This is a genomic window from Acutalibacter intestini (assembly GCF_034334985.1).
GTDB lineage: Bacteria > Bacillota > Clostridia > Oscillospirales > Acutalibacteraceae > Acutalibacter > Acutalibacter intestini.
Genome location: NZ_JAWXXL010000049.1, coordinates 1 through 18,311, shown reverse-complemented (window position 1 = coordinate 18,311; position 18,311 = coordinate 1). Strand labels below are relative to the sequence as shown.

Below are 18,311 nucleotides of genomic sequence, written 5' to 3'. Positions count from 1 at the left end.
ACCTGACTGCGTATCTGCTTGAGCCCTTCTTTTCCCACTTTCCGCAAATCGATATATTCCATATCCCTATTATATCACTCTTCCTCTCTTTTTCCTAGCTTTTTGAGCGGGAGTAATACTTACCGAAATTCCTGTCACATCGCTAAGAGCTTCTGTAGTCATCTGTCTTTCTTTCATGAGATTCTGCAAAGCGCGTGGAAAAGTGTCCATCATACTTACTTGTTTATCAATAAGTTGGATATTAAATACTATATCTTCAATATGCGGTTGTGTGTCATTCTCATAAGACTCTATGTCTTGCTTTTCATATTCTGCAAAATCTTGCTTCCTTTTTTCGCGTTTCTTTTCATTATAGCTTTCATACGGACGTTTTTTATTGAAATTATATGTCGATTTCCGAACAAGTGGTAATTCTATGGATAGTTTTGTATAGGATTCTTCTCTGAAAAGAACACTGTCCAAAAGGAAAGGTATATTATTCCGTGAGGCTACCACCTCAAACTTCAAACAGCACTCGTCCACATGAAGCCTCGCGTACTCGGTCAGCATGGATGCAGCACCCACACCTAAAACAAAGCGCGGGTCGTTCAGGCAGACGTGGGACTCCACCACCGTGTACTCGCCGGATTGCAGGCGCTCCCTCAATTCCTCGCTCTCATCATAAAGCTGCGCCAGCTCTACCGCGCTGATAGTGAACGTCTGATTTTTCTCCAGCGCCCCCGGCGCAAAGGCATAGGGCCGCAAATACCGGCCATCCACATAATCCAGCACACCTCTGGCCTCCGGGTATCCCACTTCCAACAGGCGTATCTTAACAGCCAGCTTCGATACTCCAAACAGGTCCGCTAACTCGGCTATGACAGGAGGCAGCAGGTCGACAAGCGGCTTGTCCGGCGAGTCTTGCCGTTGTAAACGAATCAGCTCCCAGGTCTTCCTTTTGAACGCGGGATACGGCATCTGTATCTTGGGGGCCAGGGCGTTGGCCTACCATTCTATCCCTGGAAGGCGGTCTGTCACGCCTCCGGCCATGCCGCCATCCACCAGACAGGAGATAGGCTGTCTGCCGGCAATCAGTCTGGCTAAGTAATACGCCTTTCGGTGCCTGTGCCAGTGGAGGCATTCGTGGACAATTGTGTTGTTTATAGAGCCAATGGGACGCGTTTGGGACGCCTGTTCATCAACGATAATAGTACCCGCCCGGACGTTCTCCTGTACCATAGCGTCCTCGTTGGGGCGATAGAACGCGGCTTCGCAATCGTCCATAAATACCGCGCCAAACACCCTTTTTTCTTTTGAGAGGTGCCGGTACTGTATGGTAAGGCCCATCCTCTGGGCCAGCAAGTCCGGGTCAAGTACTTGCGGCGTATGGATGCACTGGCCGAACCCAAATTCCTTCAATACCTTCAAGGCATCCCGCTCAAGCTGCCTTTCCAAAACAAAGGGCAGAATTACTTCCATGGGGCTGTCCTCGCTGCGGGTGACCGCTTCTATAAAGATGGCGCCCACAGAAAAATCCTGTAGTGATTCTTCCAGGTTTGCATGGCATTTAAGGGTGAACCATTGCTGGTACACGTTTGTTTGCAGAGAGCCCTTTTTGCTGCGTTCCGTGGCGCTGATTTCTGCCGCCGCTACGATTTCAAAACCGATGTCCATGCCCGGCTTGTCCTCTGCGTTGCCAGCCCAAGTGATGTCTAAGCCGCGCAGGCTTGCACCCTCTGTCTTTTCCACCCATGGCGGGGAAGGCAGCCGCAAAGCGTCTGGATGGGCCGAAATATAGGCGCTCAAAGCTGCCTTAACTGCGTCCTGATGTGTATGTATGATAATGCCCCATATGCTATCGTCCTGATACCTTTTCTCCGGTTTGATACGTATCGTGCGCACTCGAAAATCATCCAACGCCATGTCTTTAGACAGCGTGCCAGAGCATGATACCACAAAGGTTTGGCGGCATTCCCAAATACAATCTGGTATCAGGGTTCCGTCAGTGTCATACCGAGGCCCGGTGATTATTACTGCCGAAAGTTCCACATCAAAACCAATCCGGCTTCCACTTTGCCATATGACCGGCGGGACGCCGCTGACAGTGACATTTTTCAATTTCGCGTACTCCACTGAGACCTCTTGCGGCACATGGAGATGCAGCCTTTCCGGATTGCTGAAGACGAAACTTTTTAGAATGGCCGTAATCTTATTGATGTGTTCATCTCTGAGCAGGGCTTCTGTGTTCAACACCATTCCTGACCTCCCGCGTATAGCTTGGTATACAAGCAATTATACACACAGGGGCTCAGCATGTCAACAAAAGGAGAACCCCCTGGAATCCCCTCCAGAGGGCTCTTTTTCCTGCTTTGTTTTGCTGCCGGTTACGCGACGGCATCGCGGCTGTAATGGTACGTCTCGCAGCCGCATATTTCGGGGCACTCCGTGTCATTCCAATAATGGATGACAATCAGGCCCGGATACTTCCTGGCCAAGGCGTCCAAAACCTTATGGGGAATGCCTCCTTCCGTGGTAAATGCCAGATGCGCGGCATAGTCGAGGGTATAGACGCAGGAACAATTCTCCGGCCCGGCCGCAACGCCCCAAAGGTCTGCCAGGAATGCCTGGAAAGCCGGAGAATCCGGTAGGAAAGCCTGGTGGAACCGTTCTCTGCTTTCTTTCCATCTTGCCATGCTTATGGTGTTCCCACGCTCTTGCAGATAGGCTTCTTCATGGGAAGCAATGAGCGCAAGGAAACCTTCCGGGTCATGGCTGCAGCGGGCAAAGGCTTCCTCCAAACACCAGAATGCGGCGAAGCCGGAAAACGGACGCGTAAGGTGGCAGAAGCAGTAGAAGTCTTCCTCTGTAACATTGCGGAAGCCTTGCAGAAAAAGCTCCTTCCCGCGAAGATACGGACCGGCTTTTACTTCCTTGTGCCTGTCCAGGTATTCCCGTTCCTCCCGCAGCATGGCTTTTGTATCCAGCCCTTTGCCGCAAAGAAAGTCTTGTAGGAAAAGCCTGGCCGCGTACCCGGCATATGGCTTCATATCGGGCACATCCACCGGCAAATGGGCCGGCGCAGGCAGAATGCTGGCAAAGTCCAGCCGGGAGTTTCCGACTACGTTTTCTTTGACCGCTCTACGCACCTGGGTGGCCCTGCCCGCGAGTTCAAGCCGGCTTTCCATAGTGTGGAAACCCGTGGCATCACATTCGACTGCCATAGGGCATCACTCCTTTTTTATAAATATTCAGAAAAGAGAAACCCGTTCTGCACATTGCACCAAACGATGAAAGCGTGTGGGCCACATGCCCGGCTTGCCCCTTCTGTTGTGCAATCTCGTTATTTTTTACAGGGTATAATCCCTTTTCTGTAGTTATATTATACCATAAACCGGCTCGCTTGTCAAAGGTCGGAACACTTTTCCAGGGAACAGGAAGTTCCGCTGCTGACGCATTAAGTCGTACATATATGCAAAATATTCATAATTTTTTAACATTTAATTTTGCAAACTTTTGCAAAATTTATGCGGCTTCTCGCCGTATGTCCATACTCTTCCACCGAAGAATCTTCCTGCAAAACCCTTCCGTAAACGCCCGCACCTCTTTGGGGGCGGAGCAGTCCCCGAAGCCGTACAGCTGGATAATCCGCCCGGTGTCCGTGTCGATTTCAGCGGTAAAGTATGCCTTGTCCGGCTCTGCCGCCTTGCGGATGAAAAACACCATCTGGTGGCCCAGGATGTGCCTTTCAAAGTAGGAGCTCATGCCCACACAGTGGTTAAGCCGCTGGCCCTCGGTGGTCAAGTCGCTGCGCTTCTGGGGATAGACCACGCAGTAATCCTCGTTGGCGTAGTCCTGGGCCCACCCGTACAGGCCCTCGTCAATGGCCCGCTGGAAGCGCTCATCGTCCGGCCTGGACTTCAGCTCGTTCACCCGCGCCGCCAGCAGGTCATGGCGCTCTTTCAGGTCCCGAGGCTCCAGGATGGCCCGCTGGCTCATGTCGCTTTTCAGGCTCTTGGCCATGTCGAGATAGTCCCGGTAGAGCCGCAGGAAGTAGGGGAGCTTGTTGCGCCGCATCCGGCCGGTGGAAGCCTCTTTCTGGGCCCGCACGTACCGCAGGGAGCGGCCTATGCCGTTGAAACAGGCAATTCTCTCCAACAGAATCAGGCAATCGCTGTCCAGGCGCAGGGCGCACAGCTGGCGTAAATCCTCGGGGCCGGCGTTCCGCTGGGCAGCTATGGCCTTTATTTCCTGGAAGCTGGCCTGGCTCTCCCGCATGGCCGGGAGGAACTGTTTCCCCAGCCCGGTTAGTTCTGGGAGGCTCTTTGCGCTGGTATCGGGCAGGATGCCCGCCGCAAGGACCGGCAGTCCGGCCTTCATCAGGTACTCGGCCTGGGGGATATTCTTGAGATTGTCCAGCAGACGGCGGAAGGAGATAGGGCGGCGCAGTCCCACAAGCCCTGCCTGCAAGTCCACATTGTAATACCTTTCGCCAAACACCTCCCGTAAATTTGACGTGTACACATAGCTGTCCCCCAGGCACTCCGTGCCACACCGCAGCCGCCGCCAATCGTACCCGCAGTATGGGGCCTGGCACCAGGCGTAGGCGTACTCGATGGGCTTGCCGTTGACGGTCAGAAACAGGGTCTTGAAGCAGTCGGAGAAGCGGTACTGGGGCTCCTTGCGGTCGGGGTAGATAATGCGCTCCACGTCCACATAGCGCAGGAGCAGCTGGCCGTCTACCTTGCAGGCGATGCAGATTTTGGCCTTGTGGGTAACTTCTTTTTCAAGCCAGCCGGCCCTATAGATTACCGGGTGGCCGCACTTGGGGCAGATTCCGGAGCCTCCAGGCTTGACCTCGCGCCCCACCTGAAACGACTTTCCGCAATGCCTGCACACAGCCCGCCGCTCACCGGAGACTTGGCCATTGGCCAATGTCTTTTTCAGCTTTGAAACATACAGCACCGAGGACTGGAAAACGCGGTCCTCGCAGAACGCCGCCAGGTCTGCGGGGTACTCGGGGAACATGGCAAAGTGGGCCTTTTGCAGCGCTCTTGTTCGCTCCCGGGCCCGGTCACGGCGCTCCTGATTTACACGGTATATAAACATCTGAATAGCGCAGCCAATCTTACAGTATTGGGAAAAAGTTTTTTTGGCAGGCTGCGACGGTGCGACAATGCGACAGCCAATCCGCATATCATGGCTCCGGTGTTATCATCCTCCCCTTTGTCTGAATCCCCCATCGGACGAGGCAGGGAACCTAGGCCCTGACGGAAGCAATAGCGGTGGCACGATGACTCTTTCCGAAATCGTTGAACAGGTCGGCGTCCGTGACGATATCCAAGTCGGCTTTGAAGTGAATATGTGGTATAATATAGACATAGTAAGAAAAAAAGAAATACGCCCGGAGGCGTATTTCATATTAGCTGTTGTACAAGTCACGAATGTTAATGTTCTTTGCGTTGCAGGAGGTGCAATAATGGAAGATGGGGGCCATGTGACCGGAGTACTCGTCTTTCCATTCAGGGTGACGGCAGCCTGTCATCTCAACGTAAATTCGTTCATGAGTCTCAACGTTCTCAAAGTACGCAATCTCATTGTTGACACGGCGAGGATGATGGATGGTATCAATCAAGGTGCCAACAGGAACGAAGGTAATAGGGCTAGTGGAGATGTTATAACCGGGTATGATGGTATACAGAGGCTCGTCCCATGCCTCGGAGATGAGAACTTCCTTGGTATGGCGCTCCCAGACATTCTCGTCGGAGATGCTGTTGATTATACGAGTAGACACGCAGGGGCGTACAGTGTTGCACTTGGTGCAGGTCTCTTCGGATGGCATGTCAGCTTTGTAAATCTTCTCAGACATGGTGCCGAAAGTCAGGGGTAGGCCGTTGTCAGTGCTATGGTTTCCACCGTGTAACTGAGGGCAGCCCGTTTCATCGCCGAGGATGCACATAGCGTCACTGAGTTCTTTAGGGCTGGAATACTTGTCCGCATTGTCATACATCCACTGTGCTATATTCATATTGCAGCCGTTGCACGCGACAGTGTCCAGCGCGTCGGCGTGAGCCCACTCGCGGACAGTCTCAGTAAGGAGCGTGACATTCTCAGTCTTCGTCACTTCCCATTCATGGTCGCAGGTGGTAGGGACGTCGGGCTTGTTGGCATCCAGGTCTTCTTTAATCTCAATAAAGCGCTTGAAGATGGTCGCAATCTCAGCACGGGTGGCGGAGTAGCGGGGACGGAGCGTGCCATTGGCGTCGCCGCGCATCAGGGCAGCGGACGTGGCCCACTGCATGGCCTCTACAGCCCAGGAGCTGACGTTAACCTTGTCAGGAGCGTTGTCCAGGAACTTGCTGTCAATGGTCAGCGTGTAGTCTCTCTTGAGATAGTTGAACAGAATAAGGGCGGCCTGCTCGCGGGTGACGTAGTTATTGGGGCCAAATCTATTGTCGCCCACGCCATTGACGATGTTATTCTGAGAGGCCCAGGCAATGTAAGGCTCGGCCCAGTCCTTCTTCACGTCGCGGAACGTGCAGGTGCCCTTGTACTGGTTCTGGTCAATGCCGGCAATGCGGCCCAGCACCGTGACGAACATGGCGCGGGTGGTGGTCTGGTTGGGGCTGAACTTGTTGTCACCGGTGCCGGACATGTAGCCGTTCTCGGCCATGTAGGTGACAGGCTCGTAGTACCAGGCGTTCTGGGGCACGTCCGTGAAGCTGCTGGCCGCCGCAAAGGCGGACATAGGGATGACGGACAGGATGGTGATGATGGCCAAGAGAGCGGCCAGGGTGGTCTTGATGGATTTCATAGGCTTATCCCTCCTCATTCAGTTTCCATAATGAACCCGGGGCGGCTTGACGCCCCCGAAAAGCACTAACGCCCCCTAACTATAACTATTTTGAGGCGGTATTCCCGGCGAGGCCCACAGGGGCCCCGCTTTTTCTTGGGATTTTCCGCCCAAGACAAACAAAAAAGCGGTGCAGGCTTATTACCTACACCGCACAAATCACATGCAAAACACAGCCCTATCCGTGAATCCCCTTTGACAAAATATAGCTTGCAAATTCACTGGGGATTCAGTATAATAGGGTTGGCGAAACCACAATAGGTTTCTGTGTAGGAGGGGTCTTCTCCTGCATAGGGTCATGGGGGGACGGCAATCCCCCCAGACCTGCCCTTTATTTATCTTGGTAGCTTAATTGTAGCACTTTCCCTGGCAAAATGCAAGAGAGAAATGCAAAAAGGCACAGGTTTTCAGCCTGGGCCTTTTTTGATGGGCTGGACGCCTTAGCAGACGCTCCCTCATATTATATTCATATAGCTCTGTTGCGCTATTCACTTTCAAATTCAGTTGCGAAATCTTTTCGAAATTAGCTGCAAAGTCGTTTCGTATTCACTATAGTGCCAACTATGTTGGCCAATCAAATCATTAGTCAATTGGTTCTGTAATAAAAGTTATCTTTTCCGGCAGGACATTATCTTCGGGTCTCGTTGCGTATTTTTCTTCTAAATCCTCGTTTTCCGGAACGCGTATGATTCCCCGGTATTTTTCCTTCGGTGTAGGTATGCATCGTAAGCTCCGGTCACCGCCAAAGTAGCGTCTGCTGTACCAGTTCTCCAATTTGTACTCCTCTATGAGGACTTCGGCGCAGTCCATATTTCCTTTTGAACGTACTTCCAGGTCCCTCCTGTTTTCATCCTGATGCAAGGTCCACGCAGGGAATGAAGGAAGGTTTCGCTTTAACTCATCGATAAACCTGTTCCGCGACAGCGGCGATTTACCGGGAACATTTCTGCCATACCAGGATTTGTATAGGTCGTACAGGAACGTGTACGGCACCAAATCCCACATGAGCACACCCATGACCTCATTCATGAATTGAAGCACCGGGTCGTTCATCTCTTTGGACTTGTCCAGCTCGCACTTACACGACTCCGGCTCTGGAAGCTGGTCATAATCCATGTTCAGGACCTTGAACAAAACGTACTGCAAAACTTCTTTCCTATGCACATAGTCAGCCTTGATGTACCTGCGTTCCTCGCCGGTGAAACATTTCGTCATAGGTACGCATAGCTGCCGCCGGTTCAGTGAATCCGATTTATCCCGATAGTTGGGATAGTCGTTCAAACACTGTAACATGAATCCCCGGAACCGGAATGTGATAGGGGGCTTGTACTTGCGGTTGAGCTGAATCTGGTCGCCCGTGATGATTGCTTTCAGATTCCCAACGGAGTCGACATACGTTCCCACATCGTTTTCGTCAGTCAAAATGGCGTTGACGTGGGTGAGCGGCTCCAGCATGAAATCTTTACCGAAGTTGGTGATAGGGATGTTGGCGTAGTTACCCTTTCCCAGCAGGCTTCGCAGCAATTCGCAAAGTGTGCCCTTGCCGTTGTTGCCCTTGGGGGAAATGAGAAATACCGCCTTATCCCACGGCACCAAATACCGCACCATGGCGCCGGTAATCTTCCACAACAGCTCCGTCATTTCCGCTTTGTCGGGAAGATGGTCCACCAGCGATTCCATCCAGGACACCACATCCCACTTTGTGCCGTCCGGATTGATAATGACGGGATTTGCCGCAATCGGGTTGTAATCCGTCCCGCATTTGGATGTAAATACATATTCCGGGCTGAAAGGGATTAGCCGCTTCTTTTTGTAATCAAAAATGCCGTTGTTTACCGGAATCAAATTCGGGTCGAGAAGCCGGCTGGCTATCGGCGCGGTATCCATCAAAACCGCCTTGATTTCGCTGATATCGCTCTTGCGCAGGGAACTGTTATAGCGCCGGCAAAGCGCGTTGATGGCGTCTTCATCAATGTTGTAGATACCACGGTTTGGGCCATCCCTTTCGTAGATGCCAAGAACATAACTTTTCTCGTCATCCTCGTTATTAAGCTGAATCCGTTTGACATGATTCAGTTCTATGCAGCAAGCAGCAATCCGTGGGGGGTCAAGTGCGTCTAAAAATTTCCACTTTTCGTCTTTTTCCCCTTTAGGAAGACTGTTGTTTCTGGTTCTAATTGCCAAATTTATATCCTCTACGGCTCCCCCCGCGACCTCCTCGGGAGTTAGAGAAGCGTTCTTCCTTTTCAGTTCCCGCAAGTAATCAAGTAATATGAACTGCAAAAACTGGTCGCGAGTGCGCAGCGACGTTAAGATTGTTCCAGTGGCTGCGGCATTCTGAACATCTGACGTGCTGCCATCAACGGCATTTTCAAGGTCAGGGTGAGGCTTCGGCTCCTTTCTTTCCTGGGCCTCTGGTTCCGCCCCCCACTGTGTCAAGTTGGTGCCCACTGGGGGGTCTGATTGGAATTCTAGGTGCATAAAATCACACTCCTTTAAAATATTTGGTTGTATTTCCATGGGAGGAAATTCCGACCATTTTTATTCGTGCTCTGTTGTTTTATAGGCATCCTCTCCTTGCGATTTTTCCATAATTTGGGCTCTGATGTAATTTTACCATACCGAAATCGGGAAAATCAAGGGTGCCTTTGGTGGGAAAACTGTCCCAATCGAGGAAAAGCCGCGTCACCATTGCAAAGTCTCATGAAAAAATTTTTTGCGGCTACTCTTGCCAATGATTGGTTTTTGACTAAGCGTATTTTCAATCATAACCTTATCGAAGTACCGCGCACAAGCCGGAAGCCCTTGCCATTAAAACCGAAACGATTGGCAGCTTTATCGTTTCGGCTGTGGCGGCTGTGCCGCTTCAGGGCACCCTAAGAACAGTCCGGGGGACTGTTCTTAGGGCAAGCGTAGCGCAGTAAAAGCCTCGGAGCGAAGCGGAGAGGTTGCCCGCCATTGGCGGGCAACGGCGTCGGCTATGCCGACCGTCACCCCGTAGGGGTGGCGTCGCCGCTTTTATGCCCTTTTCCCTTTTTGGGCTTCTCGCGGGCCATAAGGCCCCGGAAGGCCAAGTTGGCCCATGAATAGCGGCATTTCGGGCGGTGACAAGCTGCAAAATTTGGCCAAAATTTTGTCATCCGCTGTCACCGTTGTCATCGGCGCCGCGAAAATTCCTCGTTTCATGGGCCTTCTGTGTCCTGTGTTGTCGCCGAGAAATTTGAAAAAAAACGCGCCGGTGATAAGTCAAAAAATTGGGAGCAATCGCCCCGGCATTGCGACGGATAGTCGTGAGGGACCCTCGTCCCGTTCGCAGCCTCGGGCAGTTTGCAAAACTGCAAAGCAGGCGGAGGCGTGCTGCGGGGTTGCAGGCGAGCAGCTTTGGATAGTTTGCTGATGGGCTGAGAACCTTGACGCGAGTTCCCACCCCTGGCTGTCGCTGGAATGGGGCCGCTGGCCCCCTATAAAAAAGAGAGGGCTCCCGGATGGGAGTCCTCTTAACATTCGTAAGCAGGCTTCAGCTTGGGCATTGGCGGGCAGGACAGAGGCAGGGATGACAACCGTGCGACCATGGTGCGACAGGTTGTGGGACATGGAAGCATATTGCCAGAAAAGGAAAGCTGGAAGTTTGTCGCACTGTCTCACCTATTTTTGCAAACTTTTAAAAGTAAGGAAAAATATGTAGTGTATAGTATTGGGAAAAAAGTTTTTTTGACAGGCTGCGACGGTGCGACGATGCGACAGCCAATCCGCATATCATGGCTCTGCTGTTATCATCCTCCCCCTTTGTCCAAAGCCCGCATTGGGGGGCTGCCTCGGCGCTGGCCCATTCGTGGGCCTTTTCAGGGTCATTTTTGGCCCTTTTAGGGGCCAATTTTGGGCTGAAAGTACCCGTGGGCCATTCGTGGGCCTTTTAGGGGTCATTTTTGGCTCTTTTAGGGGCCAATTTTGGGCCCAAAAAAGAAGCAGCCCCAGCCAAGTTTTGGCCGGGGCTGCTGTATCCTGTGTTTAACCTGGCAGGCTGTTTGTTGCTGTATGAGGCAGCGCTCCCCACTGAACGTCAACATACTGCGGGCTGTTTGTCACGATGAAAGCATACAGGCTGTCCCTGAACTCCCTCATAGCCAGCCGAAGCGGGTCGGCGTATGTAGCGTCCTCTGCGGTCTGGTAAAGCCAGAAGTCCAGGAGCATTGCAAGCTGATAGTGCCAGGGGCGGACAGCAAAGTTATGTTCCCGGTACTCTGGTGGGCGATGGATGGTATACTTGCTCCCGGCGATAGCCGGGGCTTCCTCGCTGACGGGTTCTTCATGGCCCGCATAGCGCCCATTGTAGGCGCGGATATTGACAGCGTAGAGCTTTTGGTAGATTCTCTCCGCAAAATAGGTACAGGAAGTTTTACAGTCGCTAAGCTCACGGTAGAGGCTGTCCGGGGCTTCGAAGCCCCAATAGTTGTAGTCGCAGTTGAGCCGAACCTCGACGGCGTTTGCCAATGCCGCAAGCGGCTCCAATCTCATTACCATGCAGGACATCGTTTCAACCCCTTCCCAAAATCTTTTTGCGGGCTTTCTCAAAGCCATGGAGAAGCCTTGCGTCTGCCTGTACCTGCTCCATTGTGTAGTCCAGCGCATCAAGCGTTTCCTCGCTGTCCCCAGTGTAGCCGTACTCGTGATTGTTCAGCTCGTAGAGGAACATCTGGTAGATAAAACCGTCTCCGGTCTTATCATCCGATATAGCCGCCGCCATCTCTTTTTCGTGGCGGGCATATGTCTTATGAAGCAGGTCCGCATCTTTTTTCTGGATATATCCCCCTGCTCCGATGGAGTAAATGTTCTTGATGTCCTTCTCAGAGTCCAGGCCCCAGTCCTGCATCATCTCATCAAACTGCTTCTGGCTGAACGCAAAGCCCAGCGGGAGGGCGTCGAACTCCTTCTGCTGCCGGTTGCGTAACTCTGCATACTTATTCATGATATCGTCCCCTTTCAATGAAACTCCGGTTTGATGTCTGCCTTCATGGGCCAGTCTGGTTCCCCATCGAATGCGTTGTTACACGAAGAGTGCAAAGTGTCTCCCCGCTGCTCACATACCTCCCTGGGAGAGCAGCAGTCCAGCAGTTTCCAGAGCCTGCCGTTCTCGTCTTCGTAAACGTAGCGGCTCCAGCTGTCTGTGCCGATGTACCGCAGGTGCAGGGTCTTTATCTGGGCTGTGGCAGGCCCGTGGGAACCGCACTCATACTGCCTGTTCCCGTCCGGCTTCGGAACGCTGGCCGGCGTGACATGACCTTGTGTGTTGTAATATTGCATTGTGCTTGCTCCTTTCAAATTCCCAGCCGCAAACGCAGCCAGTCGTTATAGTCTTTCCCCTGCGGGGGCGGCAGGTCGTAGAGCGCGTACCGGCCCCGCAGACAGTCCATGATACATTCCGCAGCCCTGCGCCCTGGGGGGTCGTTGTCCAGGTGCAGGCCGATTTTCCGGATGCCTCTCTCGTCATGCAGAAACTGCCCGAGAGCGGGGGGCAGGCCGTTTCCCGATACCCCGCCCAAAGACAGCAGGTGGTCCCGCCGCCAGAATCTTCCGTCCAGCGTTTCCAGGGCGGCATAGGACAGCAGGTCGACAGCCCCCTCAAACACATGGAGCGCCGCGCTGTCCGCGGCCCGGACGCGGAACGCGAACCGCTTGTCGCTGCCCCTGGCCTCGCCCTTAAAGCTGGAGTTCACCCCTCTTAGGGCGGCATACCGGGGCTGCCCCCGGGCGTCAAAGCCTACGAACACGGCGTTGTGATAGGGCAGGCTCTCATAGAGCAGGCCAGTCCGCAGGCAGTAGTCAATTATGGCTTGGCCGATACCGCGTTTCAGCAGGTACGCGGCTGCACGTTCACTGGACGGGCTTGGGGTTGGCAAAGCTAACTTGCGCTCATGATTTCTGGGCGCAAAAAAAGGCGGCATACCTGCCGCCTTTCCATGAAGCCGCTCCATAGCTGTCGTGAACGGCAGATTCTTAACCTTGATAAGATAGTCCAGCGCCGAGCAGCCGCCAAAGCCCTGGGAGAACCAGTACCACTTGCCGTTGCTGATACGCAGGGAATCGTGCTCTTTGGTGCAGAACACCCCCGGCGAGACCCGGCGCAGGTTGTCCGGCTCGTAATGCTGTAGATAGTCCAGCAGGCCGATTCCCCGGACATCCATAATCGCATCTTTGCCGTAGTACATCATGCCGGGATGGCGGCGGGGGCGGGCTGAATGAAGCCAGCCGCCAGCCATTGGTCGAAGTCCTTGCGGGATACCGGGACAGGCTCCTGTTCAGGCAAGTCGATAAAGCTGTACAGGATGGACTCCGCGTCGCTGCCCACAACGGCAAGCTCCCACCCGCCTTGCAGGGTGTAGCGCTTCTCTGGGACAGGCTGGAGTAATGCGGGCTTTGGAACGGCTGGGGCACGCTCTGCCTCGGCCGGCGCGGCCTGCATCCTCCGCACGGCTTTGGCAATCACGGACAGGCACATGGCGGCGGTTTCTGTCACGGCGCTGCCCAGAATCGTCAGGGTAGACGGAGTGTTGAAGTCCAGCAAGCCGTAAAAGTCCTCGTCTATGAAATGTGGCGAGGGGTCAAGCCCGCACCTTGACAGAAGCATATAGCCCACGCTGTTCTCTATCATGGTGCGGTAGGCGGCAAGCAGGTTATCGCTGTCCATCTCTTCCAGCAGACTGCCGGGGCTATGGGCGGCCAGGTCATCTAAGCGGTCGTCCAGGGTGCAGGCGACCGTCTTTCTGGCAGCGGCAAGCAGGGTTTCGGCAAAGCCAGAGGCGTCCTCCAGCTTGCCGAGGTAAGACTCCAGAGCCTTACCTATCCCCTTTTGATTTTCCGGTCGGACGTGCCAGAGCGGGACCGGTCTGGACTCATCCGTTTCCCTGGTGTCGGCTATGTCGTAATAGTATACCAGCTTCTTCCCCCGGCCCTCCGGCACAGGGACGCCGTGGCAGCCCTTCTTGACAGGACGCCCGTACACGGCCTCCCAGTCGCTGGATTTCATCAGGGCGGCAGCGTCCGGGCGCTGGGCATAGGCCAGCACCTGGGCCGGGAAGGGCAGCTTAAAGCTCCGGCTGGCAAAGGCCAGAAACTTCCGCCACTCCTGCACATCCAGCAGTTTTTTCATGGTCTGGCGGCTGAGGGCGCGGAGGGAGTCATAGGTCGCGGGCATAGCAGGGCCTCCTTTCTACATAATCTCGGATTTATACGCGGTGTAGCTGTACCCATCTTCCGGCACTTCCTCCACCCACAGCTTACAGGCGGCATCCCCGCCGAACCGCTCCCAGGCAAGCTCTTCCGCTGGCTCGGGGCCGTCTGCCATGACTACCCCGCACCTGCGGCCGATAGCGGCCCCTGTGCGCCGGGCGCAGACAGTCATGCAGAAGAAATAGGGTTTCCTGGCAGGCTCTTTCCCACCCAGCGCTTCATGGGCCCGGATAAGCAAGTCTCGTTTGGCGGCGGCAAGGCTGTCGAAGTAGTGGCCCCAGTAGTAATTGTCTCCGTCCCTGCACTCCCAGGTGGCAAACTGCTTCCCGTTGGCCTGCTCGCCCAACACGAACTCTACCTGGCCTATATGAATCGTGTCTGTAACCGTGTAGCCCGCGTTTACTCTCATGCAATGGCCTCCTTCTGCTCAATCTCTTCACGTTCCGGGCAGCGGCCCCCAGCCTCCGGCAGCTCATGGTATCGCCGGTGGCTGTATAGGTCGAATTTCCTGGTGAGCCTCGGCTGCTCTCCCCGGGCGAACAGCCACGCGCTGTCCAGGGGCATAGACAGCATCGTGCCGGTGCTGCGGTTGGCCTTGAGGCCCATGTACCGGGCGGTCTCCACGTCCTGCCCGCCCAGGTACAGGCAATGGTCGCAGTTGTTGATGATGGTCATAGCCGCCGCGTGGCCGTACATACTCTCCAGCTGGGAAATGCTCTGCAAAATCACGCTGGCGGAGATATCTCGGGAACGGACAACGGACAGTATCTTGTCAAAGTCCGGGATGCGGGCGTTGGCGGCAAAGTCGTCTAGGATGAAGCGTACTGGGACGGTCAGACGGTGGGCGGGATTGTGGTCCGCTTCATCGCAGAGGACGTGCAGGGCCTGGGTGTAAAACAGGTTTGCCAGCCGGTCCATGGAGCGGTCGGTATCGCTGACGCCGAGAAACACGGCGGTCTTTTCCCGGCCCAGCCGGGCAAGGCCGATTTTGTCCGGGCTGTGGAACATGGCCCTGGCCCCCGCATAGTCCAGCGGGGCCAGCTTTTCCGCCAGGAACATGAGCACGCAGGCGTTGGTACGGTCGGCCTTTTCGCCGTCCCGGCAAATAGAGTAGCGGCGCGCGGCGAAGGAGTCCGGGTCCAGGACGGCAAGCTCGTCCATCAGCTTCGAGAGCCTGCCCGTGCCAATCTCCCGGGAGAGGCGTACCACGGAGTCCATGGTGTGCTCCTCTTCCGGCAGGCTCTCCAGCACATAGCCAATGATGCTCTCCAGGTAAATCCGGGCGGAAAACTCCCAGAACGGGTCCCGGGGCGTCTCGATGGGGATAAGGGCGGCGGAGACAGCCATAATGTCCTGTTCGTTGTGGCGGTTGGTCTTGGGGTCCAGACGGATGTAGTCCAGGGGGTTGTAGCCGCTGGACGGGCCTCCGCAAAGGTCAAGGGAGAGCACCTTATAGCCATTTTGACGAAGTACGGCCTCGGTCTCGGCCCGCAGGCTGTTCTTGGTGTCAGCCACGATAAAGCTCTCGCTGCATTGCAGGATGTTGGGCAGCACGTACCCCCGGGTCTTGCCCGCTCCGCTGGGGCCGACAATCAGGTCGTTGTTGTTCAGCCCCGTGGCGTGGGAGTTATTGTCTGCGAGGCAGTCTTGGGACAGGATTCTATAGCTCATGGTTTCCACCTCACATTTCTTCCACGATGTAGTCAGCCAGGCCGAAGCCGACAGCCTCCTGGGCGTTGAAATAGGTATCTTTTGCGGTACAGGCGAAAATCTCATCCAGAGGGCGCCCGGTGTGCTTCGCCAGAATCCCGGCTGTGATTTGCCGGGTCTCCATCAGGTTCCTGCTCAAGCTGTCGATGGTTAGGGCGCTGCCATTTATACCTGTAGTCAGCGGGTCGTGAATCATGATTTTCCCGTGGGGTAAAATCCCCCGCTCTGTGCCGCTGGCAAACAGGATAGCGGCCATGCTGGCGGCAGTACCCACGCAGACGGTGCGGACGGGGCACTTGACAGCCCGCATCACGTCATAGAGCGCCAGCCCGCTGGCAACCTCGCCGCCCGGGCTGTTGATATAGACCGTGATGGGGGCCGCAGAGTCGGACTTCTGTAAGTATCTCAGCTGCAAAATGATGGAATAGGCCGACTCCTGGGTGATTTCGCCGACAAGTTCGATTTCCCGCTCTTTGAACAGTTCATCCTGCAAGCTGTGGGCTGTGGCGCCCTCGCTGGTTTCGGTCAGAATATTGGGCATGGTGTAAAATGGATTCATAGCAAAAACCTCCTTATATCATGGTGAATGGCAGGACCAGCAGGTAGTGGCGGATGCAGGCGGCCGCAGCGGCTTCCAGTTCCCCGGCCAGGTGCAGCGCCTCGCCGGTTTGGATTTTCCCCTCGTCCTCCGGCACATAATGAACGGCAATATTTTCATGGATGAAGCGGGAGAAATCCATAGGCTTGCCGCCGGTCATCCCCTCCACGGCCAGGGCCATGGCCTGGGTGCGCAGGGCGAGTATGCGCCTCTTGAGATGGCTGTCGGGTGCTTTCAGGCGCTCGGACAGGGGGAGGCGCTGGTTACTGGCTGGGGCAGACGCAGGCCGGCAGTCGGCAAAGGCGCGGCCCAGCAGCGCGATGGCGTCCACGGACATACCCGAGCCGCTGCCGCCAGGGAACGGGGCCTCACACAGCTCCTGTATGGCCCGGGACATTTGCCGGTAGGTGATGACTGCCCCATCGTCTGGGTCCAGGCTGAGAATCCGCTGCATCTGCTCCCACTGTTTCCCCTCCGGGAAGAAGCCGTAGGCCGGGGCGCTGCCCCAGCTTTGGAGGATTTTAGGCAGTACGGTAGGGTCACTGCAACCCGTTTCCTCCAGGGTCTGTAGGCGGGTATCAAGGGATATGCGGCTCATGGCAGGTCACTCCTTTCAGGTGAAATTACGGCATGGCGGCTCCTGGCATCGGGACGATGCGGCTTTGGACAAAGGGGAGGATGATAACACCAGAGCCATGATATGCGGATTGGCTGTCGCATTGTCGCACCGTCGCAGCCTGTCAAAAAAACTTTTTTCCCAATACTATACACTACCTATTTTTCCTTACTTTTAAAAGTTTTCAAAAATAGGTGAGACAGTGCGACAAACTTCCAGCTTTCCTTTCCTGGCAATATGTTTCCATGTCCCACAACCTGTCGCACCATGGTCGCACGGTTGTCGTCCCTGCGACTGTCCTGCCCTGGGCAAATAAAACAGGAGGCAGGTCCAGTTGACCTGCCTCCCATCACTTTTCTGCTGTGCTTGTTACTCGTCCAGCATCTTCCGGTACTTTGGCCGGTCACTGGCTGGGACATTAAGCAAATCCATTGCCTTGTCCGCTGGAATATCAAGGTTCTCCATTAGAGCCTTGAGGTTGGCAAACAGTTTGCTTTCTTCCCCCTCCTGCCTGCCCTCCTGCCGGCCTTCCCACTTCATATCCTGCAATTTCATAGCCAGCGTCATATAAGTCCCCTCCATTTCTTCATCGGTTTTCACAGCCTCCACCGCCTGCTCTATCTGGGCCACATAGCCCGAGCGAACGTCCAGCGGCCTGCCTCTGTAGCCCGCGTCAATGTAGCGTAGGAAGTCCAGCACCTCAGCGCTGCTATTGCCCTCTGTAAAGCTGGCGTTGAGGATGTAGGCATGGGAGCCGTCGTCGTAGGCAATATCCTCCGCGCCTTCTATCACGGACCTGCGCCTGTATACTGCCAGTCCGCGCTTGTAGTAATCGTCCGTGCAGATAAAGATAACAAAGCTCTGACGCAGCTCCCGGTAGCTTTCCGCTGATTTCAGGGTCCTGCGGTCAATGCTGCTCTGGTAATAGCGGATGCGCTTTTCCAGGCCATAGCTGGCCCCGGTCTGCATCTCCACGTCATACTGGGTGCGGCTCTCGTCCTCCAGGCACACGTCCAGACGCACGCCGTGAAGGGCCGCGCCGTCTGTCAGCTCTTTCTGCTTGTCTATCGCCGTGATGCTGCCAATCTTCTTGCCCAGCAGGGCCTCTAAAAAGGGCTTTGCGTTCTCCGGGCGGCGCATGACCTCCCCGAACATAAAGTCGTCCGCCAGCGTCAGCTCATGGAACGGCTTGATTGCCATGGGTATCACCTTCTATTACAATATAATTTGGTTGGGACCCTCGGCAGCCAGCCGGGGGTTTCGTCCGTCTCGTGCCAAAGCTACAATAAGAGGAGCAACTGGCTGGCCTTCACCTCCTTGGGCTTTGAAGT

Annotated in this window: 16 protein-coding genes; all 16 read right to left on the bottom strand. The window is 55.0% G+C overall.

Annotated features, from left to right (window positions below; translation table 11 throughout):
• Positions 1-69: 69 nt before the first annotated feature.
• A complete protein-coding gene (locus tag U8U68_RS19705; RefSeq protein ID WP_322203860.1) occupies positions 70-771 on the bottom strand; it encodes a hypothetical protein in 702 nt (233 codons plus the stop codon).
• Between the two features lie 213 nt (positions 772-984).
• Positions 985-2,235 carry a hypothetical protein gene (locus U8U68_RS19700; RefSeq protein ID WP_322203858.1) on the bottom strand — a complete coding sequence of 417 codons (1,251 nt, stop codon included), beginning with the start codon at positions 2,233-2,235 and terminating at the stop codon, positions 985-987.
• A gap of 128 nt (positions 2,236-2,363) precedes the next feature.
• Positions 2,364-3,200: a hypothetical protein gene (locus U8U68_RS19695; RefSeq protein WP_322203856.1), complete on the bottom strand. Its 837-nt coding sequence runs from the start codon at positions 3,198-3,200 to the stop codon at positions 2,364-2,366.
• A gap of 301 nt (positions 3,201-3,501) precedes the next feature.
• Positions 3,502-5,172, bottom strand: a complete 1,671-nt coding sequence (locus U8U68_RS19690; RefSeq protein WP_322203854.1) for a PcfJ domain-containing protein — start codon at positions 5,170-5,172, stop codon at positions 3,502-3,504.
• 226 nt (positions 5,173-5,398) lie between these two features.
• The gene (locus U8U68_RS19685) at positions 5,399-6,790 is read right to left on the bottom strand and encodes an S-layer homology domain-containing protein (protein WP_322203852.1); all 1,392 of its coding nucleotides are present in this window, start codon (positions 6,788-6,790) and stop codon (positions 5,399-5,401) included.
• A gap of 621 nt (positions 6,791-7,411) precedes the next feature.
• Complete coding sequence (locus U8U68_RS19680; RefSeq protein ID WP_322203850.1) at positions 7,412-9,310, bottom strand: DNA primase family protein; 1,899 nt, start codon at positions 9,308-9,310, stop codon at positions 7,412-7,414.
• Positions 9,311-10,837: 1,527 nt separating this feature from the next.
• Entirely contained in the window at positions 10,838-11,350 is a 513-nt protein-coding gene (locus U8U68_RS19675; RefSeq protein ID WP_322203848.1) for a hypothetical protein, read from the bottom strand.
• 13 nt (positions 11,351-11,363) lie between these two features.
• Entirely contained in the window at positions 11,364-11,795 is a 432-nt protein-coding gene (locus U8U68_RS19670) for a DUF7659 family protein (protein WP_322203846.1), read from the bottom strand.
• A 14-nt stretch (positions 11,796-11,809) separates the two neighbouring features.
• A complete protein-coding gene (locus tag U8U68_RS19665) occupies positions 11,810-12,130 on the bottom strand; it encodes a hypothetical protein (RefSeq protein WP_322203844.1) in 321 nt (106 codons plus the stop codon).
• A gap of 14 nt (positions 12,131-12,144) precedes the next feature.
• Positions 12,145-13,086, bottom strand: coding sequence for a DUF3991 domain-containing protein (locus tag U8U68_RS19660; protein WP_322203842.1), 942 nt, complete (start codon positions 13,084-13,086; stop codon positions 12,145-12,147).
• On the bottom strand, positions 13,035-14,021 hold the full coding sequence (locus U8U68_RS19655) for a hypothetical protein (protein ID WP_322203840.1): 987 nt from the start codon (positions 14,019-14,021) through the stop codon (positions 13,035-13,037). Before U8U68_RS19655 ends, U8U68_RS19660 begins: the two co-directional genes overlap by 52 nt.
• Before the next feature lie 15 nt (positions 14,022-14,036).
• Complete coding sequence (locus tag U8U68_RS19650) at positions 14,037-14,465, bottom strand: hypothetical protein (protein ID WP_160580069.1); 429 nt, start codon at positions 14,463-14,465, stop codon at positions 14,037-14,039.
• On the bottom strand, positions 14,462-15,727 hold the full coding sequence (locus U8U68_RS19645) for a VirD4-like conjugal transfer protein, CD1115 family (RefSeq protein WP_322203838.1): 1,266 nt from the start codon (positions 15,725-15,727) through the stop codon (positions 14,462-14,464). The genes U8U68_RS19650 and U8U68_RS19645 overlap by 4 nt, the downstream gene beginning before the upstream one ends.
• A 10-nt stretch (positions 15,728-15,737) precedes the next feature.
• Complete coding sequence (locus U8U68_RS19640; protein ID WP_066541011.1) at positions 15,738-16,325, bottom strand: ClpP family protease; 588 nt, start codon at positions 16,323-16,325, stop codon at positions 15,738-15,740.
• 13 nt (positions 16,326-16,338) lie between these two features.
• On the bottom strand, positions 16,339-16,962 hold the full coding sequence (locus U8U68_RS19635) for a hypothetical protein (protein ID WP_322203835.1): 624 nt from the start codon (positions 16,960-16,962) through the stop codon (positions 16,339-16,341).
• Positions 16,963-17,349: 387 nt separating this feature from the next.
• Complete coding sequence (locus tag U8U68_RS19630) at positions 17,350-18,180, bottom strand: Rpn family recombination-promoting nuclease/putative transposase (protein WP_088364426.1); 831 nt, start codon at positions 18,178-18,180, stop codon at positions 17,350-17,352.
• Between the last annotated feature and the right edge of the window lie 131 nt (positions 18,181-18,311).